Consider the following 26,555-nt stretch of genomic DNA (forward strand, 5'->3'; position numbering starts at 1 on the left):
CGCCTCCCCGGAAAGTTAGGCTGATGCGATGGAGACAGTCGTATGGTCCAGGCCGGAGAACCAGCGCGCCGGCACGCCGCTGCTGGTCATGATGCACGGCTACGGAACGGACGAGGTGCGCATGTCGGACCTCTTCGGCCAGCTGCCGCCCGAGTTTACCTGCGCGGCGCTGCGCGCGCCCAAGGTGATCGGCGACGACTACGGCTGGTTCCTGCTGGACTATTTCCTTACCCATGACTTCGCTGACGTCGTTTCCGTCAGCAACAAGGTGTTCGACTGGATCAATTCAGTCAAGGCGCAGCACAGCAGCGTGAGCCTGCTGGGCTTTTCGCAGGGCATGGCCATGGCCAGCACGCTGCTGCGGCTGCGGCCGCAGGACTTCCGGGCCGTGGTGGGGTTGTCCGGATTCGTCCTGGACAACGAACTGCTGGCCATGAGTGAATCGTTCGACGCCAAGCCGCCGTTCTTTTGGGGCCGGGACAAGGCCGACCTGGTGATCAACGACGCCGCCGTGGAGCACACCGCGGAATGGCTCCACCGGAATACCCAGCTGACCGCCCGGACCTACCCGGGAATGGGCCACACGATTTCCAAGGCGGAAATGGTGGACGTGAGCGCCTTCCTGCGCCACTACGTCCTGCGCTGAGGAGCAAAACAGCGCCCCTGTTGTTTGAGGTAAATCCGCAACAATCCGCACTCATGAAAAAAACCAGTTGCGCGCTAAATTTGTAAGCGCTTACACTCTTCTTCGGCCATGTACCGGGCCCAGGACTTCAGGAGAAGAAAGGGCTGAGCCCGTGTCGCATGGCTAGAGCACCGCGCGTGACCATCCAGGACGTAGCCGCACTGTCGGGCTTGTCCATCTGCACCGTTTCCCGGGCGCTCCGGGGGCTGCCCAACGTTTCGGAAACGGCCCACGTGAAGGTGGCGGACGCCGCCACCAAACTCGGTTACAAAGCATCATCGGCGGCATCGCGCCTTGCCGGGGGCACCACAGGGTCCGTGGCCATCATCGCGCCCACTGCCACGGCGTGGTTCTTCGCCCAGGCCGTGGAGGCGGCCGAGGAAGTGTTCGCCGACAGCGGCTTCGACACTGTGCTCATCAGCCTGCGCAACACACCCAGCGTCCACCGCAAGGTTTTCGGCGACCTGGATGCCCTGGCGCAGCGGGTGGACGGCGTCCTGCTGCTCAACATCGCCCTGAGCGACAATGAAATCGACGCCCTGGCGTCCTCCGGCCTGGCGGTTGCGAGCGTGGGCATGCACAACGTCCCATGGGACAACGTGGGAATCGACAACGAGGACGCGGCATGGAAGGCGACCAACCACCTGCTCGGCCTGGGGCACTGGGACCTCGCCATTCTCTCCGGGCGCGAACCGGGGGAACGCACCGTTGCCACGGCCACGGACCGGCTGAGAGGTTTCCAGCGGGCGCTTGCCGAGCACCACTTAACCGTGGACCCGGACCTGGTCATGGACGCCGGTTCGAGCATCGAAGGCGGCCGCCGGGCAATGACCGAGCTCATCGAAAACCGCAGGATGCCCTCCGCGATCTTCGCCGGCTGCGACGAAACGGCCTTCGGTGCCCTCATGGCCCTGCGCGAGCTCGGTTTGTCAGCGCCGAAAAACGTGTCCATCATAGGGATAGACGATCATCAGATGAGTTGGTTCCTTGGACTGAGCACAATCGCCCAGCCGGTAGCCGATCAGGGCGCCTTCGCCGCCAACCTGCTGATCGAAGGACTCCAACGTCCGGGGCCGCTGAGTGCCCCCGCCAGCCACGTGCTGGATACCAAACTGATCGAACGCAAAACCGCACGACGGAAACGTTGAGTGAAAACGGTCAGTGCAAACGCTGAGCGCTAAACGCCAGCTTCGGCCGCCGACGCCCGACTCCGCCGGCCCGGCCCCAGGACCCGATGGTTCCGGTCCGCACCAAACCTGCAGTATCCATGCACTTCCCCTGCCGCCGTCTGAAAGGACACCGAGTACCGCATGACTGAGCTTTTCAACAGCACCACCGGTAACAGCACCACCTCAAGCTGGTCCGGCGCGTCCGCCATCCTCTTCGACCTCGACGGCGTACTCACGCCCACGGCGATCGTCCACGAACGCGCCTGGCAGGAACTGTTCGACGGCTACCTGCAGGACGTTCCCGAAGCGGACGCCTACCGCGAAAGCGACTACTTCGACCACATTGACGGCAAGCCCCGGTTCGACGGCGTCCGGGACTTCCTCGCCTCGCGCAGCATCGTGCTGCCCGAAGGCCCGGCGGACGACGATCCTGCCAATGACACCGTCCACGGCCTCGGCAACCGCAAGAACAAGGTCTTCAACGACATCGTTGAAGCCGGCGGCGTAGCACCCTACGAAGGCTCCGTGCGCTTCCTGGAAGCCGTGCTCTCACTGGGACTCAAGGTCGCCGTCGTCTCTTCCTCCCGGAATGCGCCGGCCGTACTGCAGGCAGCGGGACTGGCGCACCACTTCCCGGTGGTGGTGGACGGCGTCGCCGCCGCTGCCGCGGGGCTGCCCGGGAAGCCCAGCCCGGCCACGTACGAATACGCGGCGCAACTGCTGAACCTCCCCAGCGAGGAGTGCGTGGTGGTCGAAGACGCCGTGTCCGGCGTTCAGGCCGGGAACGCCGGGACCTTCCATTCGGTGATTGGAGTGGACCGCGGAGCCGGCCGGCAGACGCTCCTGGACGCCGGCGCCACCCTGGTGGTTGAGGACCTGAACGAACTCCTCTAGACCGACAACACGCCCCCCAACCTGCACCAACGCCAAAAGGAACCCCAACAGCCATGGCACTCATCACCTCTGACCGTGCTCGTTTCCCGAACGACCCCTGGCAGCTCGTGGAGACCGTCCACCTGCCCGGAAACGCCGGAACCCTGGAAACCCTCTTCAGCCTCGGCAACGGCCATCTTGGCATCCGCGGCGCCCACTGGGCCTCCGCCGACGCTGACCTGCCCGGCAGCTTCATCAACGGCTTCCACGAAACCTGGGACATCAAGCACGCAGAGAACGCCTACGGCTTCGCCCGCACGGGCCAGCGGATCCTCTACATCCCGGATGTCAACAACTTCACGGTAATCATCGACGGCGAGACGCTCACCCTCAGCGAATCAACGGTGCTGGACTACCGCCGCTCCGTTGACTTCGCCACCGGCATCTACGAATGCCGGATCACCTGGCAGTGCCGTTCCGGCGCCACCGTCACCACCACCGAGCGACGGGCAGTGGGCTACCAGACCCGCGGCGCCCTGGGCATCAGCCTCGAAGTTGCTGCGGACCGGGACGTCTATGCGGACGTGACATCCTCCGTGATCAACCGCCAGGACCAGCCCGTGGAAGACCACTCCACGCACGATCCGCGCCGCGCCGGACGGCACGCCGGCCGCGTCCTGCTGCCGGTACGGCTCGACGGCGGGGACGGCTCGCTGCGCCTGTCCTGGGAGGCAGCCGACTCCCGGCAGCGTGTCGGCCTGGCCGTGGACCACTGGACGTCGGCCGACGTCCAGCCGTTCGAGACCCTGGTGGACCAGGACGACAGCAGCGTCCGGTACGTCCTCGCCGTGGGTGCGGACCAGCCGTTCCGCCTCGAAAAGAGCGCCAGCTACGCCGTGGCGCGGGCCTTCCGCGAAGGAGCCGTGGACGGCGGTTCCCCGCAGGACCCGTCCGAGGCAGCGGAGGGCGCCCTGCAGCCCGTCAGCGCGATCTTCGCCGAAAGCGAGACGCACTACCGGGACTACTGGGCCACCACGGACATTGTGGTGGGTGGCCAGCCTGAACTGCAGCAGGCCATCCGCTGGAACCTCTTCCAGCTGGCCCAGGCCACCGCCCGAGCGGACGTTGCCGGGATCCCGGCGAAGGGTGTCAGCGGCTCCGGCTACGAGGGTCACTACTTCTGGGACCAGGAGGTGTACCTGCTGCCGTACCTGACGTACACCAACCCGGACAACGCGCGCCAGGTCCTGGAGTTCCGGCACGAGATGCTGCCGGACGCGAAGGTTCGCGCCAAGGAACTGAGCGTGGACGGCGCACTCTTCCCGTGGCGCACCATCAACGGGCTCGAAGCCAGCGCGTACTACGCCGCCGGAACGGCCCAGTTCCATATTGCCGCCGCCATCGCGTTCGCCACCAACAGGTACGTGTGGGCCAGCGGCGATGCGGACTTCAAGCAGGGGATGGGCGCTGAGCTGCTGATCGAAACCGCCCGGATGTGGGTGTCCCTCGGCTTCTTCGGCAAGGACGGACTGTTCCACATACACGGCGTTACGGGCCCGGACGAGTACACGGCAGTGGTGAACGACAACCTCTACACAAACGTCATGGCGCGGTTCAACCTGCGCACCGCGGCGGCCCTGGACCACCCGGAAATCGACGACGCCGAACGCGAACTCTGGGAGCAGGCCGCCATTCGGATGCAGCTGCCCTACGACGAAGACCTCGAGGTGTATTCGCAGGACAACGACTTCATGACCCTGGAGCCGTGGGACTGGAGCACGCCCCGGTCCAAGTACCCGCTGCTGCTGAACTTCCACCCCCTTGTGATCTACCGCCACCAGGTCCTCAAGCAGGCGGACACCGTGCTGGCGATGTTCCTGCAATGGCAGGACTTCACGGCCGAGGAAAAGCGCCGGGCGTTCGACTTCTACGATCCAATCACCACCGGCGACTCCACCCTGTCCGCCTGCGTCCAGGGGATCATGGCCGCCGAGGTGGGCTACGGGAAAGCCGCGCTGGACCACTTCACCCACGCGCTGTACATCGACCTTGACGACACCCACGGCAACACGATCGACGGCGTGCACATCGCCTCCACCGGCGGTGTCTGGAGCTCGCTGGTCAGCGGCTTCGCCGGCCTGCGCGACCAGGGGGAGGTTCCGTTCTTCGACCCGCGGCTGCCGTCCGAATGGGAGGGCCTCACCTTCCACCTCAAGGTGCGGGGCCGCCTGCTCTTCGTGGAGCTTGGCCAGGAATCCATCGGCCTCAGCATCCGGGACGGCGAGCCGCTGGAGGTTGACGTCCGCGGCGAGCTGCTCACCGTGGGCAACGACGTTACCCGGGTGCCGCTGGCCCCCGTCGGCGCGCCGGAGCCCACTATCTTCCCGAGCGGACTTCCGACGGCGTCCATCCCGATAGTGCGCGCCCGCAGCTAGGCGGCAGTGCTCCCAGCGGGCAGTGGTCCCAACGGGCAGTAGTCCGAACGGTCCGGCGGGATCAACCGAACGGTTGATCCCGCCGTCGTGCTTCGGCGAAAGACTGGAGACGTGAAAAAACTCTTCCATGCCTCTTTTGCCTATGCCATCGCCGGTGTCCTCTCCGGCCTCTACTACCGTGAGTTCACCAAGGCCTACGGCTTTACCGGGGAGTCCCAGCTGGGCCTGGTGCACACGCACTGGCTGGTGCTGGGCTTCGTCGTTTTGCTGATGGTGCTGATGCTGGAGAAGGTCTTCGGCCTCTCCGCTGCCGCGCCGAAGCTGTCGGCCTGGTTCTTCCGGACCTGGAACGCCGGCGTGGTGGTGACCGGCGGAATGATGCTGGTCAAGGGGTCGCTCGTTGCCGCCGGCGCGGACGCCGGTTCCAAAGCCCTCGCCGGGATTGCCGGAACCGGACACATCCTGCTGTCCGCCGGCCTGGTGCTGCTTTTCCTGGCCCTCCGGAAGGCGCTGACGGCGGCTCCCCGGACGGCGCCCCGCAGCGGACTGGGAACGCGCGGCGCGGGGAACGTGGCCTAGGGGCTGTCCGCCGACTCCCGGTCCCCGGCACTGCGGTCCAGCGGGTGGGCCAGCTCGTCTGCCGGCATCCGGGCCACCACCATTGCCACTACGGCCATGACGGGGCACACGCCGCCGGCCACCAGGAAGATCACCCACGTGGGCACCACCTCTGCCACGGGACCCGCCAGCGCCATGGAGACGGGCATGAGTGCCAGCGATACAAAGAAATCCAGGCTGGAGACCCGGCCCAGCAGGTGCGGGGGAACGCGGCGTTGCAGGAGCGTACCCCAGATGACCATGCCGATGCCTCCGGTTGCGCCGAACACGAAGAGCGCCGCAGCAACCATCCAGAAGCTGTCCATGATTCCGACGGCCGCGAGCGGAAGGCTGCCGGCACCCCACGAAACCATCATCACCGTGAGGTAGCGGCGCGGCAGCGCGAAGGACGCCGTGGCCAGCGAAGCGGCAGCCCCGCCGACGCCCATCACCGCCAGCAGGAAACCGAACATGCGCGAATCGCCGCCGAGCTGGTCACGGACAACGAACGGCAGCAGCACCTCGATGGGTCCGATCAGGAACAGCACCGAGATGCAGGCCCAGACCAGCGTCCACAACAGCCAGGGCGTCCGGAGCGTGTAGCTGACACCTTCGCGGAGGTCATGGAAGAAGGACGTTTTGCCCCGTTCCGCCGCGGGGCCGCCGCCCGTGCCACCCGCGGGGCCGCCGCCCGTGCCACCCGCGGGGCCGCCGCCCATGCCTTCGGTGCCGGGCGCTTCGAGGGCGTGCTGGCCGAGGAAGTTGAGGATGATGAAGGCAAGCAGGTGGCATGCCGCCACGCCCGTGACGGCGTGCGAGGGGGACAAGGCTGCCACCAGGATGCCGGCGACGGCGGGGCCGGCCGCCTGTTGCAGGATGGGGCGCATGGTCCCCTCCATGCCGTTGGCCGCCAGCAGGTCCTCGGCCGGCAGGATCCTGGGCAGGATTGCCGAATAAGCCGGGAAGAAGAACGCCGCCCCCACACCCAGGACAAAGGCGCCCACGGCAAGGTGCCACAGCTGCAGCCAGCCCGCCAGCGCCAGTCCGCTGATGGCGGCGATCACGGCGAGGTTGGTGCCCTCCACCGCGATGATCAGGAGGCGCTGAGGCACCCGGTCGGCCGCGATCCCGCCGGCCAGGACGAACGCCACCAGTCCCACGCTGCCGGCGGTGGCAACGAGGGACAGCTGAAGCGGACCGCCGCCCAGGTGGATCACCTGGTAGACCATGGCCACGGCCCACATGCCGGAGCCGAAAATCGAGACGGCCAGCGCCGCGATCAGCACCCGGTACTCCCGGTGCGCAAAGGGCCTGAGGGCTCTGGGGGTGGGCATATGGACAGTCTAGGCGTGCTCCTCCAGCCGCGCCGCCGCGCCTGCCGGCAACCATTTCCGCCACTGCCCCGTTAGGCTCAACCCATGGGGAACAGTCCGGCAGGCTCATGGCGCCGCAGCATGGCATTCATCGGCAGCAACCCGGGACTGGCACTGCATCCGGTGGACCGCGACGGCGTCCACATCCCCGGCGAACCCGCCAGCTGCTTCGCCTCCTTCTGGATGGCCGAGTGGTCCAGATGGGGCACGGGAAACGCCCTGCTGGTCGCCACCCGCCAGGGCTGGCGCAGCTACGGCTCCAACGGCTACTTCGCCGAAACCCTGGCCAATGAACTGACCCGCTACTTTCCCGAGGCAGCCCGGTTTCCGCTGGCTGAAATCACCCACACCCAGGACGATTTCGACGTCGAGCTCGACCTCGAACGCGGCTTCCGGGCCGTCGGGGGCAAGGCGGAGCTGGAGATCAGCGGCGTCCTGGACCGCCGCCAGTTCCTGGCGCCCGAATTCCAGCTCGGCGGAAACAGCGCAGCCCTGAGCAACGTGTACCTGCCCTGCAGCACGGGACGGCTGTCGGAGTTCGGGGTGGAATGGCCGGGCGCACCGTCGGTGTATCCCGGACCGCGGGGGCCGTCGTCGTCCGCCTATATTGCGGTGGCCGAATCCTGGGTGATGTAGCAAGGTGGCTTAGTGTTAAGGGTGAGTGGCAGCCACGAGCTGTCCCCGCACGGGGCAAACCACGGTTGCGCCGGCGGCTTGTTCCCGTTCCAGGAAAGGTGACGATGGCCATGCGGAAGAACCCGGCAATGAGAATTGCACAAAAGACCGCGCACAAGGCGGTGTTCGACTCCGAGGGAAAGCCCAAGCCCGGATTGCACAGCATGATGCTGCGCGCGGTCGAAGTCCAGCGCCCGCTGGTGCTCGCCAACCTCCGGCGGCTCCAGCGCAGGCACCCGCGTGCCACGGCGGCGCAGCTGGCTGACAAGCTGGAGCGCGACTACCTGCTGGCCGTGACCGGAGGCGGCGCACTGGTGGGCGGATCCGCCGTCATCCCTGGCGTCGGCACAGTCGCCGCGCTGGGCCTCTCGGCCGCTGCAACCGTCGGCTTCCTGGAAGCCACCGCCCTGTACGCGACGTCCCTCGCCGAGCTGCACGGCATCCGGATGATCGATCCGGAAAAAGCCGGTCTTATGGTCATGGCCATCATGCTGGGCGAAGAAGGCACTGCCCTCCTCGGCAGCCTCAGCGGCCAGGCCGCGGGCCGCAGCAAGGGTCCCACGGACGCCTGGGGTTCCGTATTCGCCCGCAAGACTTCCTTCCCCGGCTTCGGATCGGTTCGGGACCGGATCCAGCGCGCGTTCCTCCGCAACCTCCTGCAGCGGCAGGGAACCGCGCTCCTGGGCCGGGCACTGCCGTTCGGCGTCGGAGCCGTGGTGGGCGGGGTGGGCAACCGCGTGATGGGACGCGCCGTCGTCGCAAGCGCCAAAGAGGCCTTTGGCCCCATGCCGGACACAATTCCCGGCGAAGTAGCCGCCGGCACGCCCGCCAGCGGCGGGACAACCGGCCGCACCAGTGCCCCGGCCGCCCTTGACGCCGGCACCAGTGACCCCGGCGCAAACACCCCAGGTGGGGACCCAACCTTGAAAGGCGGATTCATTGGATCTGAACGCTGACCTGGGGGAGTCTTTCGGCTCCTGGACCATGGGGGACGACGCCGCCATGTTCCCGCTCATCACAAGCGCCAGCGTGGCCTGCGGCCTGCATGCCGGAGACCCCGTCACCATGCTGGACACGTGCCGGGCGGCCTATGAGCTGGACGTCCGCGTGGGGGCCCACATCGGCTACCCGGACCTCCCCGGCTTCGGCCTGCGGTCCATCGACATGACCTTCGACGACCTTTTCGGGGCGGTGCTGTACCAGCTCGGCGCGCTCGACGGCGTGGCGCACGCCGTCGGGGCGTCCGTGGATTTCGTCAAGGCCCACGGCGCGCTGTACGACCGCACAGTGCATGACGCCGAGCAGGCCTCCGCCGTGATCGCCGCCGTGCAGGCCTACGATCCCGGGCTGCCCATCCTGGGCCAGCAGGGGTCCGCGCTGCTGTCCGTCGCCGCGGAAGCCGGCCACCCGGTGTTCCACGAAGCCTTCGCGGACCGCGCCTACTTCCCGGACGGAACATTGGTGCCGCGCTCGCAGGACGGCGCGCTGCTGGAGGACGCCGGAGAGATCGCCGGACGCGCGGTCCGCCTCGCCCTGCACGGTGAAGTGGAAGCCCTGGACGGGACCGTGATCAGGCTGCAGCCGCATTCGCTGTGCCTGCACGGTGACACTCCCGGCTCGGTGGAAACGGCAGCCGCCGTGCGCAAAGCGCTGGAAGCAGCCGGTGTGGAGATCGAGCCCTTCGCGTAGTGCCGTTCGGCCCTATCGGGGGCTTGAACCTGCCACCTAGCTTGAGGGCATGGCTTCCGGACCCCATGCGGGGTTAGATGGACCCGCATCAGATGCAATGTTGAAGCTGGGCCGATTCTTCACGAAATGGGACCAGACCGACGACGGCAGGGCGGTGTTCAGGGAGGGCGGCCGCAAGGGCGACATCTTCTACCGCGACCGGTGGAGCCACGACAAGGTGGTCCGCTCCACGCACGGGGTGAACTGCACCGGTTCATGTTCCTGGAAGGTGTACGTCAAGGACGGCATCATCACGTGGGAATCCCAGCAGACCGACTACCCGTCCGTTGGTCCGGACAGCCCGGAATACGAACCTAGGGGCTGCCCGCGCGGGGCGGCCTTTTCCTGGTACACCTACTCGCCCACACGGGTCCGCTTCCCGTACGCCCGGGGTGTGCTCGTGGAAATGTACCGCGAGGCCAAGGCCCGGCTGGGGGACCCGGTGCTGGCGTTCGCCGAGATCGCCAGTGATCCGGACAGGCGGCGCCGCTACCAGCAGGCCCGCGGCAAGGGCGGCCTGGTCCGGGTCTCCTGGCAGGAAGCGATTGAGATCGCGGCCGCGGCGCACGTGAACACGATCAAGACCTACGGCCCGGACCGCTGCGCCGGCTTTTCGCCGATTCCGGCAATGTCGATGGTCTCGCATGCCGTGGGAACCCGCTTCATCCAGCTGATCGGCGGGGTGATGACGTCCTTCTACGACTGGTACGCGGACCTGCCCGTGGCCAGCCCGCAGGTCTTCGGCGACCAGACGGACGTCCCGGAATCCGGGGACTGGTGGGATGCGCGCTACCTCATGATGTGGGGTTCCAACGTCCCCGTCACGCGGACCCCGGATGCGCACTGGATGGCCGAGGTGCGGTACCGCGGCACCAAGGTGGTCACGGTCAGCCCGGACTACGCGGACAACACCAAGTTCGCCGACGAATGGCTCCCCGCCCAGGCCGGGACGGACGCCGCGCTGGCCATGGCCATGGGGCACGTCATGCTCAAGGAGTTCTTCGTGGACCGCGACGTCCCGTTCTTTTCCGACTACGTCCGGCAGTACACGGACCTGCCGTTCCTGGTCCGGCTGGAACGGCACGACGACGGCGGGCTGACGCCGTCGAAATTCCTCACCGCCATGGACCTCCCCGCCGAAGCCGGGGCAGAGGACGCTGCGTTCCGCACCGTGTTGTTCGACAAGAAGACCGGGCGGACCGCCGTGCCCAACGGCTCCATGGGTTTTCGGTACTCCGGCAGCGGCGAGGGTAAGTGGAACCTGGACCTCGAAGGGATCGAACCGGCGCTGTCGCTGCGCGAAGTGTCCGGGGACAGCGCCGAGGTCCTGCTGCCGTGCTTCGAGGATGCCGGCGGGGAGGGCAGCGTGCTGCGCCGCGGCGTGCCCGTCATCGAGGTTGAGGGCCAGCTGGTCACCACCGTGTTCGACCTGATGCTGGCCCAGTACGGCGTGGGCCGGGAAGGGCTCCCGGGGGAGTGGGCCGCCGGCTATGACGACGCCGCGACGCCCTACACCCCGGCCTGGCAGGAGGAGATCACGTCCGTCCCCGCCCAGGCCTGCATCCGGGTGGCGCGGGAGTTCGCCCGTAACGCGGAGCAGTCCAAGGGCCGCTCCATGATCATCATGGGTGCCGGGATCTGCCAGTGGTTCCACGGCGACACCACCTACCGGGCAGTCCTGGCGCTGGTGATGCTGACCGGCTGCATGGGCCGCAACGGCGGCGGCTGGGCGCATTACGTGGGGCAGGAAAAGACGCGGCCGGCCACCGGCTGGGTGTCGCTGGCCAACGCGCTGGACTGGTCACGCCCGCCGCGGACCATGATCGGCACCGGGTACTGGTACATGCACACGGACCAGTGGCGGCAGGACGGCTACTCCGCGGACGCACTGAAATCCCCGCTGTCCACCGGAGCCCTGGACGGCATGCACACCGCAGACGCGCTGGCCCAGTCCGCCCGGCTCGGCTGGATGCCCTTCTACCCGCAGTTCGACCGGAATCCGCTGGACCTCGCGGACGAGGCGGAGGCCGCCGTCGCCGCCGGCACCGCGAAGGACACCCCGGGCTACATCGCGGACGCCCTGAAGAACCGCACGCTGAACCCGGCGATCGAGGACGTGGATGCCCCGGAGAACTGGCCGCGGACGCTGGTGCTGTGGCGTTCCAACCTGTTCGGTTCCTCGGCCAAAGGCAACGAGTACTTCCTGCGGAACCTGCTGGGCACCCACAACAACGTCCTGGGCAAGGACCACGCCGAAGGGTTCAAGCCCCGGGACGTGAAGTGGCACGAGCAGGCGCCGGAAGGAAAACTGGACCTGCTGGTGTCAGCCGACTTCCGGATGACCTCCACCACGCTGCTCTCCGACGTCGTGTTCCCCGCCGCCACCTGGTACGAGAAGCACGACCTGTCCTCCACGGACATGCACCCGTTTGTGCACGCCTTCACGCCGGCGATCGACCCGCCATGGGAGACCAAAACGGACTTCGAGATGTTCCACCTGCTGGCACGGGAGTTCTCCCGGATGGCAAAAACCCACCTGGGCATCCGCCGGGACCTGGTCAGCGTGCCGCTGCAGCACGACACCCCGGGCCAGCTGGCGCAGCCCGGCGGGATCGTGCGGGACTGGCGGAACACGGATATACCCGCCGTGCCCGGGCAGAACATGCCCGTCTTTTCGGTGGTGGAGCGGGACTACACGGCCATCGCGGACAAGCTCGCCGCCGTCGGGCCGCTGGCCGACAAGCTCGGTTTCACGGTCAAGAACGTCACATACAAACTCGCCGGCCCGTTGGAGCGGCTCAGCCGTTCCAACGGCGTGATGCTCGGCGGCGCCGCGGACGGCCGGCCGGCGATCGACACCGACGCGAAAATGGCCGAGGCCATCCTGGCTTTCTCCGGCACCACCAACGGGGCGCTGTCCGTGCAGGGCTTCAAGGACCTGGAAGTACGCACCGGAAGGAAGCTGGCTGACCTGTCCGAGGGCTCCGAGGAAAAGTTCATCACGTTCGCCCAGACCCAGGCCGGACCGGTCCCGGTGATCACCTCGCCGGAGTGGTCCGGCTCGGAGACGGGCGGCCGGCGTTATGCACCGTTCACCATCAACGTGGAGCGTCTCAAGCCCTGGCACACCCTGACCGGCCGGATGCATTTCTTCCTGGACCACGACTGGATGATCGATATCGGCGAAGCCCTGCCGATCTACCGGCCGCCGCTGGACATGCACCGGCTCTTCGGCGAACCCAAACTAGGCCGGGACGGGGCCATGGAAGTGGTGGTCAGGTACCTCACCCCGCACTCCAAATGGTCCATCCACTCCGAATACCAGGACAACCTCCTGATGCTTTCGCTCTCCCGCGGCGGCCCCACGGTCTGGATGAGCCCCGCCGACGCCGAGGCGATCCAGATCAAGGACAACGACTGGGTGGAGTGCCTGAACATCAACGGGGTCCTGGTGGCCCGGGCGATCGTCAGCCACCGGATGCCGGCAGGCGTGGTCTACGTCCACCACGCGCAGGAACGCACCATCGACGTGCCGAAGTCGGAAGCCACGGGAAGACGCGGCGGCATCCACAACTCGGTGACCCGGCTGCTGGTCAAGCCCTCGCACCTGATCGGCGGCTACGCCCAGCTGGCCTACGCGTTCAACTACCTCGGCCCCACCGGTAACCAGCGCGACATGGTTGCCACCGTCCGCCGTCGATCCCAGGAGGTGCAGTACTGATGCGTGTCATGGCTCAAATGGGCATGGTCATGAACCTGGACAAATGCATCGGCTGCCACACCTGCTCCGTGACCTGCAAGCAGGCCTGGACCAACCGTGCGGGCACCGAGTACGTCTGGTTCAACAACGTGGAAACCCGGCCCGGCCAGGGCTACCCGCGCCGCTACGAGGACCAGGAGCGGTGGCACGGCGGCTGGGTGCTGAACAAGCGCGGCAAGCTGGTGCTGAAGGCCGGGGGCCGGGTGAAGAAGCTCCTGGGGATCTTCGCCAGCCCCGTCCAGCCCGAGCTCAAGGACTACTACGAGCCGTGGACCTACGATTACAAGACCCTCGTGGACGCGCCGCTGGGCGACGACTTCCCGGTGGCCCGGCCAAAGTCCCTGATCACCGGCAAGGACACGAAAATCACCTGGTCCGCGAACTGGGACGACGACCTGGGCGGATCCGTCGAGAACGGCCACCTGGACCCCATCGTGGAGAAGGTCCGGCGCGAGTCCGAGGACAAGATCAAGTTCGCGTACGAGCAGACCTTTATGTTCTACCTGCCGCGGATCTGCGAGCACTGCCTGAACCCGTCCTGCATGGCCTCGTGCCCCTCCGGCGCAATCTACAAGCGGGTGGAGGACGGGATCGTGCTGGTGGACCAGGACAAATGCCGCGGCTGGCGGCAGTGCGTCACCGGCTGCCCGTACAAGAAGATCTACTTCAACCACAAGACGGGCAAGGCCGAGAAGTGCACCTTCTGCTACCCGCGGGTGGAGGTGGGGCTGCCGACGGTCTGCTCGGAGACCTGCGTGGGCCGGCTGCGGTATTTGGGGCTGTTCCTGTACGACGCCGACGCCGTCACCGCCGCCGCGGCCGTTACCGACCCCCGCGAACTCTACGACGCCCAGATGGATGTGCTGCTGGACCCCAACGACCCCGCCGTCCAGGCCGAGGCCCGGACCCAGGGCATCCCGGAAGACTGGATCGACGCTGCCCGGCGCTCGCCCGTGTATGCCCTGGCCAAGGTCTACAAGGTGGCGCTGCCGCTGCACCCCGAGTACCGGACCATGCCGATGGTCTGGTACGTCCCGCCGCTCTCGCCCGTGGTGGACCTGCTGCGGGACCAGGGGCACGACGGCGAGGACACCGGCAACCTCTTCGGCGCCATCGACGCGCTGCGCATCCCGGTGGAATACCTCGCGGAACTCTTCACCGCGGGGGACGCGGACCGGGTCACCGCGGTGCTGAAGAAGCTCGCTGCCATGCGTTCGTTCATGCGCGGCATCAGCCTGGGCAACGACCCCGACGACTCCATCCCTGAATCCGTGGGCATGGACGGGCAAACGATGTACGAGATGTACCGGCTGATGGCGATCGCGAAGTACGAGGAACGCTACGTCATTCCCAAGGCCCACGTGGAACAGGCTCACGACCTGGAGGAGATGGGCTGCTCGCTGGACTTCGACGGCGGCCCCGGCATGCAGGATTCCTCCCCGTTCGGCGAAGCCAGCGGCCGGCCCGTTCCGGTGGCGGTGGAAACCTTCAACGCCCTGAAGGACCGCCAAACCTCAGGCGAGGCCCCCGGTGAAACAACCCTGCGCGGCCGGGTGAACCTGCTCAACTGGGACGGCACCGGCGCCCCTCCCGGGCTGTTCCCGGAAAGACACACCCCGGGGGAGCAGCCGTGAGCCGGCGCCAGCAGGTGGTCTACCTTGCGGCGGCCTGGTGCCTGTCCTACCCGGATGAGGAACTGATCGGCAGGGCGCCGCTCATGCGGGACGCACTGGGGGAGTTCCCCGGAGCCGTCGCTGATTTCGCCGGGGTGCTGGACTTGCTGGAATCCACGCCCCTCATGGAGGTGCAGGCCCATTACGTCCGCGAATTCGACCTCGGCAAGCGTCACGCCCTGCACCTGAGCTATTGGACGGACGGGGACACCCGGCGCCGCGGCGAGGTTCTGGGCAACTTCAAGAAGACCTACCGGCAAAGCGACGTCCTGGTGGACACCCGCGGTGAACTGCCCGACTACCTGCCGATGGTCCTGGAATTCGCCGCCGTGGTGGACCTGGCGGCCGGGCGGGACCTGCTGACCCGTTTCCGGGCGAGCCTGGAGATGCTCCGCTTCGGGCTGCTGCGGGACGAGCTGCCGCACGCCCGGATCCTGCAGGCCGTCTGCGCCACCCTGCCCGGCAAATCGCCCGCGGACGAGCAGGCCGTGATGCGGATGGCCGGTTACGGCCCGCCCACCGAAGCCGTGGGACTGGACCCCTACGATCCGCGACTCCTGCCCGTGAAGGGGGCCTGACCATGCCGGCATTCGAAGCTGAGCCCGGATCCGCCGTCGAAATCTCCGCCCTGGACACCGTGCTCTGGGGCGTCCTGCCGTACGTCATGGTGGTGGTGCTGGTGGGCGGTCTGGTGTGGCGGTACAAGTACGACCAGTTCGGCTGGACCACCAGGTCCTCCCAGCTCTACGAGTCCCGGCTGCTGCGGATCGCCTCCCCCTTGTTCCACTTCGGGCTGCTGGCCGTGATCGCGGGCCACTTCTTTGGACTGGTCATTCCGATGGCATGGACGCAGGCGGTGGGAATGAGCCAGGACTTCTACCACTTCAACGCCCTGTTTGTCGGCGGCATAGCGGGAGTGGGGACGCTCGGCGGCATCCTCCTGCTGATCTACCGCCGCCGCACCACCGGGCCGGTGTTCATGGCCACCACCAAGAACGACAAAACCATGTACGTGGTGCTTACCGCCGCCATCGTGTTCGGCCTCTGGACCACGCTGGCCAGCGTTTTCGAGGGCGGGCACGGGCACAACTACCGCGAGACAGTAGCGCCGTGGTTCCGTTCGCTGTTCATCCTCCAGCCGGACGTCGCGGCCATGGCCGGGGCGCCGTTCTCCTTCCACCTGCACACCCTGGTGGGCATGGCCCTGTTCGTCATCTGGCCGTTTACCCGGCTGGTCCACGCATTCACCGCACCGCTGCACTACCTCTTCCGCCCCTACATCGTGTACCGCTCGCGTGACGTTGCCGTCCGGCGCGGCTGGTCGCCCGTGGGGACCAAGGACAGGGACACCCGAAACCGCTGAAGCGGCTGACTGACCAAAGCCGGCTGAACCGAAGGAGTGAAGAGTGGCTGGAACAGCACCGTCCCCAACGTCCGCGCCCACGCGCCAGACCCGGAACCTGATACTGGCCACCGCAGCGTCCGTGGCAGGCTTCTGGGCCTGGAACTCCGTGGCCACCCTCGGTGCCTTCTACACGCAGAACCTGCAGCTCAACCCGGCCACCACGGGCGTCCTGGTGGCTATGCCGGTGTTCGTCGGTTCGCTGGGGCGGATCGTCGTGGGCACCCTGACGGACAAGTACGGCGGCAGGGCAATGTTCACCTTCGTGCTGCTCGCTTCCATCCTGCCGATCCTGCTCGTGTCCGCCGGCGGGACCTTGCGCTCCTTTCCCCTGGTGCTGGGCGCCGGACTGCTGCTCGGCGTCGCCGGAACCGTCTTCGCCGTCGGAATCCCCTTTGTGAGCGGCTGGTACGAGCCGTCCCGGCGGGGCTTCGCCACCGGCGTCTTTGGTGCCGGCATGGGCGGAACGGCGCTGGCCGCCTTCCTGAATCCCCGGCTCGTCGCCGCAATCGGGTACTTCCCCACGCACCTGCTGATCGCCGGCGTCCTCGCCGTGATGGCGGCCCTGGTCTGGTTCCTGATGAAGGAATCCCCGGGCTGGACCCGAAGCAACGCTCCGGTGCTGCCCAAGCTCCTGGACGCAGCCAAGACACCGATCACCTGGAAAATGTGCTTCCTCTACGCTGTCGTCTTCGGCGGCTTCGTCTCCTTCGCCACGTACCTGCCCACCTACCTGCGGGACGTGTACAGCTTCGATCCCAGCGGCGCCGGCGCCCGCACGGCAGGGTTCGCCCTCGCGGCAGTCCTGGCCCGCCCGGTTGGCGGTGTGCTCGCGGACAAGCTCGGGCCCAAACCGGTGGTGATCACCTCGCTCACGGCCGTCGCCGTCCTGGCGTGGGTGGTGAACCTGCAGCCCGACGGCGAGGTCCCCGCCGGCCTGACCTTCGTCGCCATGGCGGCGGCGCTAGGCCTGGGCACCGGCGGGGTGTTCGCCTGGGTGGGCGTGCTGGCCCCGCACGGAAAGGTGGGCAGCATCAGCGGAGTGGTCAGTGCGGCGGGCGGACTGGGCGGCTACTTTCCGCCGCTGGTGATGGGGGCAACGTATGACGCCGCCACCCACAGCTACTCGATCGGGCTGCTCCTGCTGGTGGTCACGGCCATTGTGGCGCTGGTGTTCACCATCTTCGGCGTCAGGGGCCGGATCAAAGCGAGTGTTGTCGCCGCCTAGGGTCAGCCGAAGGCCAGGTGCGCCAGCGTGAAGATGGCCAGCCCGGCGAGGGCGCCCACCACGGTGCCGTTGATCCGGATGAACTGCAGGTCCTTGCCCACCTGCAGCTCGATCTTCTGTGAGGTTTCCACGGCATCCCAGCGCGCCACGGTATCCGTGATCACGCCGGCGATATCCGAGCGGTACGTCTTCACCAGGTAGCCCGCGGCGTCACCGATCCACGCGTTGACCTTGCCCGCCAGTTCGGGGTCCACCACAAGCCGGGTGCCGAAGTCGTGCACGGCGGCCTTGAACTTGACGGTCAGTTCGCTGTGCGGATCGTCGACGGCGCCAAGCAGCGCCGCCTTGATGGTGCCCCAGGTGCGGGATGCCAGTTCGCGCACCTCGGGATCGCCCAGCACCTGGGCCTTGATGCCTTCGGCCCGGGCGATCATCACCGGATCGTGCTGCAGGTCCTGCGCAAGCGACGCGAGGTAGGTGTCGATGGACTGCCGCACCTGGTGCTGCGGATCGGCCTGCACGGCCTTGGTGAACTTGAGGATCTCCACGTAGACCTTGTCTCCCACCAGTCCGTCCACGAACTGCGGAACCCATTGCGGGGACCGGTCCGACACCAGCCTGCTGACGGTTTCGTGGTTGTCCCGCACCCAGTCCACGGTCCGGTCCACCAGCAGGTCCACCAGGGTGTGATGGTGCCCGTCGGCGAAGATCCTCTCGGCGAGCCTGCCCACCGGAGGCCCCCACGGCGGAGTGAGCAGGTGCTTGCGGACCATTGACTCGATCACGGCCTGGACGTCGTCGTCGTTCAATACCTTGAACGCGCCGCGGATGACGGCGGCGCCCTCCTTCGCCACGCGCTCGGCGCCGCCGGGGCCGGACAGCCACGCGCCGGCCTTCCGCGCGATGTCCACCGAGGCGAGCTTTTCCTGCACAACCTGTTCGGAGAGGAAATTCGTCTCGACGAACTCGCCCAGCGACGCGCCGATCTGGTCCTTGCGGCGCGGGATGATGGCCGTGTGCGGGATCTTGATCCCCATGGGGTACTTGAACAGCGCGGTCACGGCAAACCAGTCCGCGAGAGCGCCCACCATGCCGCCTTCCGCCGCGGCCCGGACGTATTCCAGCCACGGGTACTGCTTCTGCAGGGCGAAAGCGACGACGAAAATCACCGCCATCACAATCAGCAGCCCCAGCGCCAGGAGTTTCATTTTCCGCAGCGCGGCGGCTTTTTCGGCATCACTGCCGGGACGGGGCGGTGCGACGGCTGCCCCGGCAGCGGGTGAGCCGGCATGCGGCGGGCTCGCTGCAGCGGGACGGGTGGTTTGTTCACTGTTCACCTGCATGTGCCCAGCCTAGTCCCGCATCCGCTGCGGGTGTCCGCTAACGTGTCACCATGACTACCGACGAGTCTGTCTCCGCCCGGCCCCTTGTCTACGCCCACCGTGGAGCCAGTGCCGCCTTCGCGGAGCACACCCGCGCAGCTTATCTCCAGGCCATCGCGGACGGCGCGGACGGCGTGGAATGCGACGTCCACCTCAGCCGGGACCAGCACGTGGTCCTGCTGCATGACGCGAACCTGGACCGCACCTCGGACGGCACCGGGCCCGTGGCCGACCGGACCCTCGAGGAACTGCGGCTGCTGGATTTCTCCTCCTGGAAGGGCGCCAGGATTCCCCTCGAGTACGGCGGAAAGTTCGACCAGCTCCTGACGCTGCCGGAGCTGCTGGACATCCTCCGCGCGGCTGGCCGGGACATCGGGCTCGCCATCGAACTCAAGCACCCCAGCCCCTACCTGCTGGCGCTGGAGGACCGGGTGCTGGAGGTGCTGGCAGCCGAGGGCTGGGATCCCGGCACCTCGAAGGTGGACAACGTCAGTGTCTCCTTCATGAGCTTCAGCCCGGATTCCGTGAAGCACCTGCTCAAGAGCGTTCCCGCAGAATTCGTCTGCCAGCTGGTGGATGACGTCAACGCGGAGGAAATCCGCGAGGAACTGGGCCTGGGCGTCATCACGGGCGGGGCCTTGGCGAACGTGATGCGTGCGGCCCAGGCGGAGGGCGAACGCATCCTGAACGACTGCGAAGTCCGGCTGGCCGGACCGGGTATCGACTACGTCCGCGAGCACGCCCGCACCGTGAAACGCTGGATGGATTCCGGCCGCAGGTTCAGGGTCTGGACCGTGGACTCGGATCAGGACGTGGCCCTGTGCCGGGAGCTGGGAATCCACGAGATCACCACCAACCGGCCGGCGCAGGTGCTGGCCCGGCTGTCCGAAAGAAGGCATCCGGTCAGCTGACGGGGTGCGCCTCTTGATAGGCGCAGCCGCACGGTTCAGGCGTCCACGCTCAGGCTCCTTCGTGCCGTTCAGGCGGCAAGGTAGCGTCAGGGGGCAAGGTCGCGCCGCCGCCATCCCGCGAAGCCCAGTGCGCCAAGCAGCGCCGCTGCAGCCGTGAGGGCAACAAGCGCCGGGATTGCGTCCGCGTCCACCGGAAGCAGCGGGCTGTGCCGGAACGGCGAGAGATCCATCAGCCATTCCGGAGCGTTCCAGAGCACACCGAATTCACCCAGTGCAATCAGTCCCAACAGCAGCACCCAGACGGCCCCCGTCATCCGGGGCAGCCATCCGAATACGGCCAGGGCGGCACTGGTCAGCACCCACGCCGCCGGAATCTGGGCCAAAGCCGCCACTGTAGACCTGCCCACCAGTTCCGCGTTGTCGACGGCGGCTGCGGCTCCGATGCCGATGGAGACCCCGGTCAGTAATTGCAGCAGCCCAACGCCGGCCAACGCCACGGCGTAGTGGCTGCCCGCCCAGCGGATGCGGGTGGTGGCCGTGCCCAGCAGGGCCTCAGTGTGCCCCGCCGATTCCTCGCTGCGGAGGTGGTTGGCGGCAGAAATTCCGTAGGCCGCCGCGAGGACCCCCATGATGCTGATCTCGGCTGCGAGGAACGCGTCGGTGAGGGCCTGCGGGCCGCCCAGCGCCCGCATCAGGTCCTGGGCGCCCGGCGAAGTCAGGAAATCGGCCACGTTGCCGACGAGCGAGCCGATGACCACCCCGAAGAGTGCAAAGGCCACACCCCACGCCACCAGGACGCGGTACTGCAGGCGCACGGCGAGGCCAAGGACGCCGGAGAGCCTTCCGCGGGCCGGGCCGGGCCGCTCATCCCGCAGTCCGGCCCCGAGGTCGCGACGGGCCCGCAGGAGGAACGCAACAGGAACAAGGGCTGCGCAGAGGGCCAGGGGCAACGATAGGACCCACCAGTGGTCGCCGGCGTAGGCCCGGATCTGCTGGTTCCACCCGATGGGCGATAGCCAGGACCATACCGAAGGGCCGGGTTCGGCGAGGTCGCCCACTGCGCGCAGCCCGTAGGTCACGGCAATGACCCCGATGCTGAACCCGGTGGCCGCCCGGGCGCTGGCCGTCACCTGTGCCGTCACAGCTGCCACGGTGCTGTAGGCCATCCCGGTGGCGGCCCAGCCCAGTCCGAAGGCCAGTGATCCGGTGCCGGGCAGGCCGCCGACGGCGAGCGCGGCCGCCGAGAGCAACCCGGTGAGGATGCTGGTTGCAAAGCTGATGGCCAGCGCGGACACCAGCGGTGCGTCCCGTCCCAGCCGCCCGCCGCCGAGGAGTTCCAGCCGCCCGCTTTCCTCGTCCCCCCGGGTGTGCCGGATGGTGAGGATGACCATCAGCACGGCCAGGATGGCTGTCATGAAAGCGGTGTATTTGATGAGCGAAAGGGCGCCGAGCGAGGCAGGATCGTAGATCCGCCCGAACAGGGCCACCATGGACGCCGTGGCGTTCAAGGCGGTGGCGGCTGCCACCCGGCTGGGCTCGTCCGGGTACAGCCCGGCCCCGGCCGCCGCGGTCGAGTAGGCAATGATGGCGAAGCCCAGTATCCATAGCGGCAGCATCCAGCGGTCCCGCCGGAGGGCGAGCCGGAGCATAACGCCGGTGCCGGCCAGCGTTCCGTTCGTGGAGGCACGGGTCGTCGCGGTGCGGGCCTCGGCGGTGCGGGTCATCGCCGTGCCGATTCGAGCGATCCGGCCGGGCCGTAGTGGCGCAGGAACAGATCCTCCAGCGTGGGCGGCTGGCTGGTCAGGGCGTGCAGTCCGGCGGCCGTGAGGGCCTGCAGAAACGGGCCCAGCGCCACGGGGTCCACCTGGGCGCTCACACGGTGGTCCGACACCACGACGTCGTGGACGCCGGGCAGGAGATCCAGGCCCGCGGGCACGCGCGCGACGTCGGCCGTGACCGACGTCCGGGTCAGGTGCCGCAGCTGCTCCAGCGGCCCGGACTCCACCACCCGGCCGGCGCGGATGATGCTGACCCTGTCCGAGAGCGCCTCGGCCTCGCTCAGTATGTGGCTGCTCAGCAGGACCGTGCGGCCCTGCGACCGCAGCTCCCGCACGCACCCGCGGAAGGCGTCCTCCATCAACGGGTCCAGCCCGCTGGTGGGCTCATCCAGGAGGAAGAGCTCGGCGTCGGTGGCCAAGGCGGCCACCAGGGCAACTTTTTGCCGGTTGCCCTTGGAATACGTGCGCGACTTCTTGGTGGGGTCGAGGTCGAATGTCCGCAGCAGCCGGTCCCGCCGGGCGCGGTCCTGTCCGCCCTGGAGCCGCCCCAGCAGGTCGATCACCTCGCCGCCGGTCAGGTTCGGCCACAACGCAACGTCGCCAGGCACGTACGCCAGCCGCCGGTGCAGCGCGGCAACATCGTGCCAGGGATCCATGCCCAGCACCCGGATCGAGCCCGAGTTGGCACGCAGCATGCCCAGCAGAAGCCGCAGCGTGGTGGACTTGCCGGACCCGTTGGGACCCAGGAAGCCGTGAACCTCGCCCGCCGCCACGTTGAAGTCGAGCCCGTCGAGGGCAGTTACCGTTCCGAAGCGCTTTACGACGCCGGTCATTTCCACCACGCTGCTCATAGTCAACAAGCTACGCCGCGCTGTGGCTCCTGACACGGGCGGAAAGTCCCGTTTACCGGGGTGTCCGCGGCTGTGGTTGCATGGATCCATGCCATTCACCTGGTCCGCCCGGGCCACCCAGACACTCTCAGCGGCTGCCCTGAGCGCCCTGCTGCTGACGAGCGCCATGAAGCACTTCCGCGACCCCGCCTTCTTCCACCAGGTGGTTCCCGACTTCCTGTGCCGGGATGACTCCGGAGCCCGGCCAAACGGCCCGTGCGCCGTGATGACCCGTGATGAATGGGTGGCGCTCAGCGGACTGCTCGAGGCGGGTGCCGCCGTCGGACTCCTGATCCCGGCCACACGCAAAGCTGCCGCCGGGGGCGTCGCCGCGATGTTGGCGGTATTCCTTGCCGGGCACGTCGACGCACTGCGCCGGGCGTATGGCCCGGCGGGGAGCCCGGGGCAGCGGAAGGTGCACACCGCGCGGCTGCCGCTTCAGGTGCCGCTGATCCTCTGGGCCTGGAGCCTGCGAAAAACGGCAGTGGGGAAGCCTGCGCCGGGGACGCCTGCGGGCAGACCTGTTGCCGGGCGGCCGGCATGAAGCTGCTCCAATCCCCGGCCGTGCGTGTGGGGCTGTCCATCAGCATCGCCACGGGGCTTTACGGGATTTCCTTCGGGGCTCTGGGCGTTACGTCCGGGCTGGACTTCTGGCAGACCATGGCGCTGAGCCTGCTGCTGTTCAGCGGCGGTTCGCAGTTTGCGTTCATTGGCGTGGTGGCGGGCGGCGGATCCGGCGTGGCCGCCATGGGCGCGGCCACGCTCCTGGGCATGCGCAACGGTATCTATGGCATGCAGCTCAACGCGCTTCTGCAGCCGCGCGGCTGGCGGAAGTACGCCGCAGCCCACGTCACCATCGACGAGTCGACCGCCACCAGCACCGGGCAAACCGACCCGGGGGAGCAGAAGCGCGGATTTTGGACGGCGGGCATCGGCATCTTCGTGCTGTGGAATGTGTTCACTGCCGTCGGGGCGCTGGCAGGCGGCGCCTTGGGGGATCCCAAACAATGGGGGCTCGATGGCGCCGCGGTGGCGGCCTTCCTGGGCCTGCTCTGGCCCCGGCTCAAGGGCCGCGAGCCGGTGGCGATCGCTGTGGTGTGCGCCCTGGCCACGGTATTGGCGGTGCCGTTCGTCCCCGCGGGAGTTCCCATCCTGATAGCAGCTTTTGTGGCCGCGGCGATCGGCTGGTTCAGCCACGGACGGAGCGACGAAGGCCTGGAGCCTGATGTGGACCCCTATGCCGAACACCACCACGGGCCCTCGGACGAAGGCGCTCAGCTGCGTCCGCGCCCCGATGCGGGAGGTGCCGCGAAATGAATCTTTGGCTTTGGCTGTTGTTGGCCTGCCTCTTTGGCTACGCCTGGAAGCTTTTGGGCTACCTGGTCCCCGCCAGCCTCCTGCGTAACCCGCGGATGTCCCGGATTGCCGGCACCATGACCATCGGCCTGCTGGCATCGCTCACCGTTGTTAACGCGGTGGCGTCGGGCCAGGCGCTGGCTTTTGACGCCCGGGCGGGCGCACTGGCGGCGGCCGGAATCGCGCTCTGGTTCCGGGCCCCCTTCCTGGTGGTGGTCCTGGCCGGGGCCGGAGCCGCGGCCGGGCTGAGGATGCTGGGCTGGAGCTAACGACGGCCATTAGGCCCTAGTAGTGCCCTGCATGCTGTGGAAGGATGCCACCATGAGCGAAGAACAAGCGCCCGCGGTTCCTGCTGCCGAAAGAGACCCCAAGTCCAGGCCCTACGTGCCATCGCCGGGATCCGAATCCACCCGTGAAATGCGTGAGATGTCCCGCCGCCGCAGGGATGCCGAGGAGAAGCTCCAGCAGCATCTTCAGGAGGCGGACCACCTGCACGAGGAGCACATGAAAGCCCACCAGCGGGAGACGCAACTGGCCCAGGACGGCGAGGCACCACCCAGCGGCGAGGCGGCAACAGGCGGAGAAGCCCGGGACGAAGGCCAGGCCGGCAACAAGCCGGCGGAATGACCCGGGCCTAGGCCGCTCCGAACGAATCCGTACCAGTAAAACCGTCTGCCTCTGGGGAGGCTCCATTGATCCTGTTTTCCAGCTCCTCCAGGGCGAGGTCGTACCAGACCTGCGCCCCAAACACGGGATGCGACGTGTCCAGATCCCTGAAAAGAGCATCCGTAAGGGCCTGCAGTTCGGAGGTGCTGGCCGCGGAGATGATCCGCAGCGGGTCGGCGTCGCCGTTCATGAGCAGGGCAAGCTGTTGCCGCGTCATGGCTGCGCCGAAGGGGAGGCTGTACGTAGTTCGTAAACCATGTCGAACTCCACGAAGAGGTGGGGTGGCTGACTGCGTAACCTCCATAATTCTAGGGTCGTGTGGCGCAAGCCACAATATTGCGGCCCGGCGCCGGCCCTGCCGTTCGCACGGGCTGCCTCCCTCCGGCCAGCCGGAGGGAAACAGCACCGGGGGCCGGACTTGACCGGCACCCGGCTGGGCCAGTACCTGGCGGAGCGGCTGCAGGACCTGGTTCTGGAAAGCACCGACGTGCAGGACTTCCTCACGGAGCTGTCCGTTTTCTCCGCCGGCTTCATCGGCAAGACCACCGGGCTGCCTGTGCTGTGCGCCGTCACGCTGGTCCGCTCGAGGCGGTCCGAGGCCTCCGCCGGAAGCGGACCCGGCGCGCGGCTGCTTGGGGAAATCCAGCGGGCCACCGGACTTAGTCCCTCGCTGGCGGCCCTTGAAGCCGGGGCGACGGTTTCCGTGCCCGATGCCCGGGCCGACTCCCGCTGGCCGCGCTACAACCGGGCCGTGGTGAAGGCGGGCCAGCTCAGCGTCCTGGCACTCCCGCTGCAGCTGGATCCGGATGCCGCCGCATCCGTAGCGTTCTTCGCACCCGAGGCAGGAGCGTTCGACGACGAGGCAATCGTGATTTGTGAAGCCTTCGCCGCACGTGCCAGCAAAGCCGTACGGCTGGCTGTGCGCATCGGGGCCTCGAAGGACCTCAACGACGACCTCCTCGAAGCGCTGAAGTCGCGCACCAGCATCAACCTCGCCTCGGGAATTGTCATGGGCCAGAGCCGCTGCTCGCAGGCCGAGGCATTCACGATCCTGAGCAAAGTCTCCAATAACCGCAACGTCAAGCTCCGCGTCGTGGCGGAGGAGCTGCTGCGAAACTTCAATACCACGCCGGAGGCCACCCACTTCCACGGTTGACTTAGCTCCCTGCGGCTATGCTTTTAAGAGTTCCAGTCAACGCGCGAAGGGCGGCATAGCAGTGGAGTGGGTGCGGCCATGGCGGTGAAACTGCCCCTCGCGGACGAACTGGCGGCCATTTTTGCCCGCGCGTCCGAACTCCTGCTGACGGACGAGACGGTGTCCAAGGCCCTCGAGCTCATCACCGCCGCAGCGGAATTGGCCGTACCCGGCGCCGCGGGAGCGGGCGTCACCCTGATCGACTCTGACGGCCGGAAGCATACGGCGAGTGCTTCCCATCCCATGGTCCAGGTTGCCGACGAACGCCAGTACGAGCTGGGGCAGGGGCCCTGCCTCCTTGCCTGGGCCAGTGGCGAACCCGTGCTGGTCAGTGACGCCTTGCATGACCGGCGCTGGCCGGAGTGGGCCCGCGCCGCGGCCGAGCTGGGCCTGCGGTCTTCCGTCAGTGCGCCCTTGCTCGCCGGGGAGTCCGCCCTGGGCGCCGTGAAGGTCTACGCCCGCTCCGAGAACAGCTTCGACCACACCACAGTGCGCCTGCTGGAGCTTTTTGCAGCGCAGGCAACCATCTTCCTGATCAACGTGCAGGCGCGTGAGAGCGCCCGGACGCTGAGCGAGGACCTCCGCGACGCCCTGGCCCACCGCGAGATCATCGCGGTGGCCAAGGGAATACTCATGGCCCGGCACGGCCTGGACGAGGACACGGCAATGCAAGACCTCCTGATGGAGTCGCGGCGGGCCAAGAGGTCGCTGCGTGACGTGTCCGCGGAGCTGGTGTCCTCCACCCAGCTGCCCCGGTGAACGGGGGTGCGCTTTGGCCC

General features: G+C 67.7%; 25 protein-coding genes. 20 read left to right on the forward strand and 5 right to left on the reverse strand.

Going from position 1 to position 26,555, the window contains the following annotated elements; all coding sequences use genetic code 11:
- The first annotated feature begins 28 nt into the window (after positions 1-28).
- From JOE41_RS12735 to JOE41_RS12755, 5 genes are all read left to right on the forward strand, one after another.
- Positions 29-646, forward strand: a complete 618-nt coding sequence (locus JOE41_RS12735) for an alpha/beta hydrolase (protein ID WP_209752548.1) — start codon at positions 29-31, stop codon at positions 644-646.
- A gap of 176 nt (positions 647-822) precedes the next feature.
- Positions 823-1,833 carry a LacI family DNA-binding transcriptional regulator gene (locus JOE41_RS12740; protein ID WP_307800698.1) on the forward strand — a complete coding sequence of 337 codons (1,011 nt, stop codon included), beginning with the start codon at positions 823-825 and terminating at the stop codon, positions 1,831-1,833.
- Between the two features lie 162 nt (positions 1,834-1,995).
- Complete coding sequence (locus JOE41_RS12745; protein ID WP_209752550.1) at positions 1,996-2,748, forward strand: HAD family phosphatase; 753 nt, start codon at positions 1,996-1,998, stop codon at positions 2,746-2,748.
- A gap of 53 nt (positions 2,749-2,801) precedes the next feature.
- Positions 2,802-5,162: a glycoside hydrolase family 65 protein gene (locus JOE41_RS12750; RefSeq protein ID WP_209752551.1), complete on the forward strand. Its 2,361-nt coding sequence runs from the start codon at positions 2,802-2,804 to the stop codon at positions 5,160-5,162.
- 111 nt (positions 5,163-5,273) lie between these two features.
- Positions 5,274-5,741, forward strand: a complete 468-nt coding sequence (locus JOE41_RS12755; RefSeq protein ID WP_209752552.1) for a DUF2871 domain-containing protein — start codon at positions 5,274-5,276, stop codon at positions 5,739-5,741.
- Here the strand turns inward: JOE41_RS12755 and JOE41_RS12760 are convergent.
- The gene (locus JOE41_RS12760) at positions 5,738-7,093 is read right to left on the reverse strand and encodes an MFS transporter (protein ID WP_209752553.1); all 1,356 of its coding nucleotides are present in this window, start codon (positions 7,091-7,093) and stop codon (positions 5,738-5,740) included. The genes JOE41_RS12755 and JOE41_RS12760 overlap by 4 nt on opposite strands.
- An 84-nt stretch (positions 7,094-7,177) precedes the next feature.
- Between JOE41_RS12760 and JOE41_RS12765 the strand changes: the two genes are divergently transcribed.
- The 8 genes from JOE41_RS12765 (at position 7,178) to JOE41_RS12800 (ending at position 17,598) form a co-directional block, all read left to right on the forward strand.
- Positions 7,178-7,768, forward strand: coding sequence for a hypothetical protein (locus JOE41_RS12765; protein ID WP_011690182.1), 591 nt, complete (start codon positions 7,178-7,180; stop codon positions 7,766-7,768).
- Positions 7,769-7,872: 104 nt separating this feature from the next.
- A complete protein-coding gene (locus JOE41_RS12770) occupies positions 7,873-8,763 on the forward strand; it encodes a hypothetical protein (protein WP_209752554.1) in 891 nt (296 codons plus the stop codon).
- The gene (locus tag JOE41_RS12775; protein ID WP_209752555.1) at positions 8,747-9,496 is read left to right on the forward strand and encodes a LamB/YcsF family protein; all 750 of its coding nucleotides are present in this window, start codon (positions 8,747-8,749) and stop codon (positions 9,494-9,496) included. The genes JOE41_RS12770 and JOE41_RS12775 overlap by 17 nt, the downstream gene beginning before the upstream one ends.
- A 49-nt stretch (positions 9,497-9,545) precedes the next feature.
- Complete coding sequence (locus tag JOE41_RS12780) at positions 9,546-13,256, forward strand: nitrate reductase subunit alpha (protein ID WP_209752556.1); 3,711 nt, start codon at positions 9,546-9,548, stop codon at positions 13,254-13,256.
- Positions 13,256-14,929: a nitrate reductase subunit beta gene (gene narH, locus JOE41_RS12785; RefSeq protein ID WP_209752557.1), complete on the forward strand. Its 1,674-nt coding sequence runs from the start codon at positions 13,256-13,258 to the stop codon at positions 14,927-14,929. The genes JOE41_RS12780 and narH overlap by 1 nt, the downstream gene beginning before the upstream one ends.
- Positions 14,926-15,546 (forward strand): nitrate reductase molybdenum cofactor assembly chaperone, encoded by a 621-nt coding sequence (gene narJ, locus JOE41_RS12790; RefSeq protein ID WP_209752558.1) that lies wholly within the window; start codon positions 14,926-14,928, stop codon positions 15,544-15,546. The genes narH and narJ overlap by 4 nt, the downstream gene beginning before the upstream one ends.
- Positions 15,547-15,548: 2 nt before the next feature.
- Positions 15,549-16,331, forward strand: a complete 783-nt coding sequence (gene narI, locus JOE41_RS12795) for a respiratory nitrate reductase subunit gamma (RefSeq protein WP_209752559.1) — start codon at positions 15,549-15,551, stop codon at positions 16,329-16,331.
- A gap of 43 nt (positions 16,332-16,374) precedes the next feature.
- A complete protein-coding gene (locus tag JOE41_RS12800; RefSeq protein WP_209752560.1) occupies positions 16,375-17,598 on the forward strand; it encodes a nitrate/nitrite transporter in 1,224 nt (407 codons plus the stop codon).
- A gap of 2 nt (positions 17,599-17,600) precedes the next feature.
- Here JOE41_RS12800 and JOE41_RS12805 read toward each other — a convergent pair whose 3' ends face one another.
- On the reverse strand, positions 17,601-18,941 hold the full coding sequence (locus JOE41_RS12805; protein WP_209752561.1) for a DUF445 domain-containing protein: 1,341 nt from the start codon (positions 18,939-18,941) through the stop codon (positions 17,601-17,603).
- Between the two features lie 50 nt (positions 18,942-18,991).
- Between JOE41_RS12805 and JOE41_RS12810 the strand changes: the two genes are divergently transcribed.
- Positions 18,992-19,891, forward strand: a complete 900-nt coding sequence (locus JOE41_RS12810; protein WP_011690191.1) for a glycerophosphodiester phosphodiesterase family protein — start codon at positions 18,992-18,994, stop codon at positions 19,889-19,891.
- An 86-nt stretch (positions 19,892-19,977) separates the two neighbouring features.
- Here JOE41_RS12810 and JOE41_RS12815 read toward each other — a convergent pair whose 3' ends face one another.
- Complete coding sequence (locus JOE41_RS12815) at positions 19,978-21,615, reverse strand: ABC transporter permease (RefSeq protein ID WP_209752562.1); 1,638 nt, start codon at positions 21,613-21,615, stop codon at positions 19,978-19,980.
- Positions 21,612-22,520: an ABC transporter ATP-binding protein gene (locus JOE41_RS12820; RefSeq protein ID WP_011690193.1), complete on the reverse strand. Its 909-nt coding sequence runs from the start codon at positions 22,518-22,520 to the stop codon at positions 21,612-21,614. Before JOE41_RS12820 ends, JOE41_RS12815 begins: the two co-directional genes overlap by 4 nt.
- A gap of 88 nt (positions 22,521-22,608) precedes the next feature.
- Here JOE41_RS12820 and JOE41_RS12825 point away from each other — a divergent pair, with 88 nt between their 5' ends.
- From JOE41_RS12825 to JOE41_RS12840, 4 genes are read left to right on the forward strand one after another with little or no spacing between them, the layout of a single operon-like run.
- Positions 22,609-23,103 carry a hypothetical protein gene (locus JOE41_RS12825; RefSeq protein WP_209752563.1) on the forward strand — a complete coding sequence of 165 codons (495 nt, stop codon included), beginning with the start codon at positions 22,609-22,611 and terminating at the stop codon, positions 23,101-23,103.
- Entirely contained in the window at positions 23,100-23,876 is a 777-nt protein-coding gene (locus JOE41_RS12830; protein WP_011690195.1) for an AzlC family ABC transporter permease, read from the forward strand. The genes JOE41_RS12825 and JOE41_RS12830 overlap by 4 nt, the downstream gene beginning before the upstream one ends.
- On the forward strand, positions 23,873-24,184 hold the full coding sequence (locus tag JOE41_RS12835) for an AzlD domain-containing protein (RefSeq protein WP_011690196.1): 312 nt from the start codon (positions 23,873-23,875) through the stop codon (positions 24,182-24,184). The genes JOE41_RS12830 and JOE41_RS12835 overlap by 4 nt, the downstream gene beginning before the upstream one ends.
- 52 nt (positions 24,185-24,236) lie before the next feature.
- Positions 24,237-24,542, forward strand: a complete 306-nt coding sequence (locus JOE41_RS12840; protein WP_043429253.1) for a hypothetical protein — start codon at positions 24,237-24,239, stop codon at positions 24,540-24,542.
- A gap of 7 nt (positions 24,543-24,549) precedes the next feature.
- Here JOE41_RS12840 and JOE41_RS12845 read toward each other — a convergent pair whose 3' ends face one another.
- On the reverse strand, positions 24,550-24,798 hold the full coding sequence (locus JOE41_RS12845) for a hypothetical protein (protein ID WP_043429255.1): 249 nt from the start codon (positions 24,796-24,798) through the stop codon (positions 24,550-24,552).
- 201 nt (positions 24,799-24,999) lie between these two features.
- Between JOE41_RS12845 and JOE41_RS12850 the strand changes: the two genes are divergently transcribed.
- Both JOE41_RS12850 and JOE41_RS12855 read left to right on the forward strand, forming a co-directional pair.
- The gene (locus JOE41_RS12850) at positions 25,000-25,737 is read left to right on the forward strand and encodes a GAF and ANTAR domain-containing protein (protein ID WP_209752564.1); all 738 of its coding nucleotides are present in this window, start codon (positions 25,000-25,002) and stop codon (positions 25,735-25,737) included.
- Positions 25,738-25,815: 78 nt separating this feature from the next.
- Positions 25,816-26,535 (forward strand): GAF and ANTAR domain-containing protein, encoded by a 720-nt coding sequence (locus tag JOE41_RS12855; protein WP_011690200.1) that lies wholly within the window; start codon positions 25,816-25,818, stop codon positions 26,533-26,535.
- Positions 26,536-26,555 lie beyond the last annotated feature (20 nt).

Source organism: Arthrobacter sp. PvP103 (assembly GCF_017833075.1).
Lineage (GTDB): Bacteria > Actinomycetota > Actinomycetes > Actinomycetales > Micrococcaceae > Arthrobacter.

Excerpts from the sequence above, each read along its gene's own strand:
- JOE41_RS12765 (WP_011690182.1), top strand. The coding sequence starts at position 7,178 with ATGGGGAACAGTCCGGCAGGCTCATGGCGCCGCAGCATGGCATTCATC.
- JOE41_RS12820 (WP_011690193.1), bottom strand. The coding sequence starts at position 22,520 with ATGAGCAGCGTGGTGGAAATGACCGGCGTCGTAAAGCGCTTCGGAACG.
- JOE41_RS12855 (WP_011690200.1), top strand. The coding sequence starts at position 25,816 with ATGGCGGTGAAACTGCCCCTCGCGGACGAACTGGCGGCCATTTTTGCC.
- JOE41_RS12845 (WP_043429255.1), bottom strand. The coding sequence starts at position 24,798 with ATGACGCGGCAACAGCTTGCCCTGCTCATGAACGGCGACGCCGACCCG.
- narI (WP_209752559.1), top strand. The coding sequence starts at position 15,549 with ATGCCGGCATTCGAAGCTGAGCCCGGATCCGCCGTCGAAATCTCCGCC.
- JOE41_RS12840 (WP_043429253.1), top strand. The coding sequence starts at position 24,237 with ATGAGCGAAGAACAAGCGCCCGCGGTTCCTGCTGCCGAAAGAGACCCC.
- JOE41_RS12805 (WP_209752561.1), bottom strand. The coding sequence starts at position 18,941 with ATGCAGGTGAACAGTGAACAAACCACCCGTCCCGCTGCAGCGAGCCCG.
- JOE41_RS12780 (WP_209752556.1), top strand. The coding sequence starts at position 9,546 with ATGGCTTCCGGACCCCATGCGGGGTTAGATGGACCCGCATCAGATGCA.
- JOE41_RS12760 (WP_209752553.1), bottom strand. The coding sequence starts at position 7,093 with ATGCCCACCCCCAGAGCCCTCAGGCCCTTTGCGCACCGGGAGTACCGG.
- JOE41_RS12815 (WP_209752562.1), bottom strand. The coding sequence starts at position 21,615 with ATGACCCGCACCGCCGAGGCCCGCACCGCGACGACCCGTGCCTCCACG.
- JOE41_RS12825 (WP_209752563.1), top strand. The coding sequence starts at position 22,609 with ATGCCATTCACCTGGTCCGCCCGGGCCACCCAGACACTCTCAGCGGCT.
- narH (WP_209752557.1), top strand. The coding sequence starts at position 13,256 with ATGCGTGTCATGGCTCAAATGGGCATGGTCATGAACCTGGACAAATGC.
- JOE41_RS12835 (WP_011690196.1), top strand. The coding sequence starts at position 23,873 with ATGAATCTTTGGCTTTGGCTGTTGTTGGCCTGCCTCTTTGGCTACGCC.
- JOE41_RS12810 (WP_011690191.1), top strand. The coding sequence starts at position 18,992 with ATGACTACCGACGAGTCTGTCTCCGCCCGGCCCCTTGTCTACGCCCAC.
- JOE41_RS12830 (WP_011690195.1), top strand. The coding sequence starts at position 23,100 with ATGAAGCTGCTCCAATCCCCGGCCGTGCGTGTGGGGCTGTCCATCAGC.
- JOE41_RS12770 (WP_209752554.1), top strand. The coding sequence starts at position 7,873 with ATGGCCATGCGGAAGAACCCGGCAATGAGAATTGCACAAAAGACCGCG.
- JOE41_RS12750 (WP_209752551.1), top strand. The coding sequence starts at position 2,802 with ATGGCACTCATCACCTCTGACCGTGCTCGTTTCCCGAACGACCCCTGG.
- JOE41_RS12735 (WP_209752548.1), top strand. The coding sequence starts at position 29 with ATGGAGACAGTCGTATGGTCCAGGCCGGAGAACCAGCGCGCCGGCACG.
- JOE41_RS12745 (WP_209752550.1), top strand. The coding sequence starts at position 1,996 with ATGACTGAGCTTTTCAACAGCACCACCGGTAACAGCACCACCTCAAGC.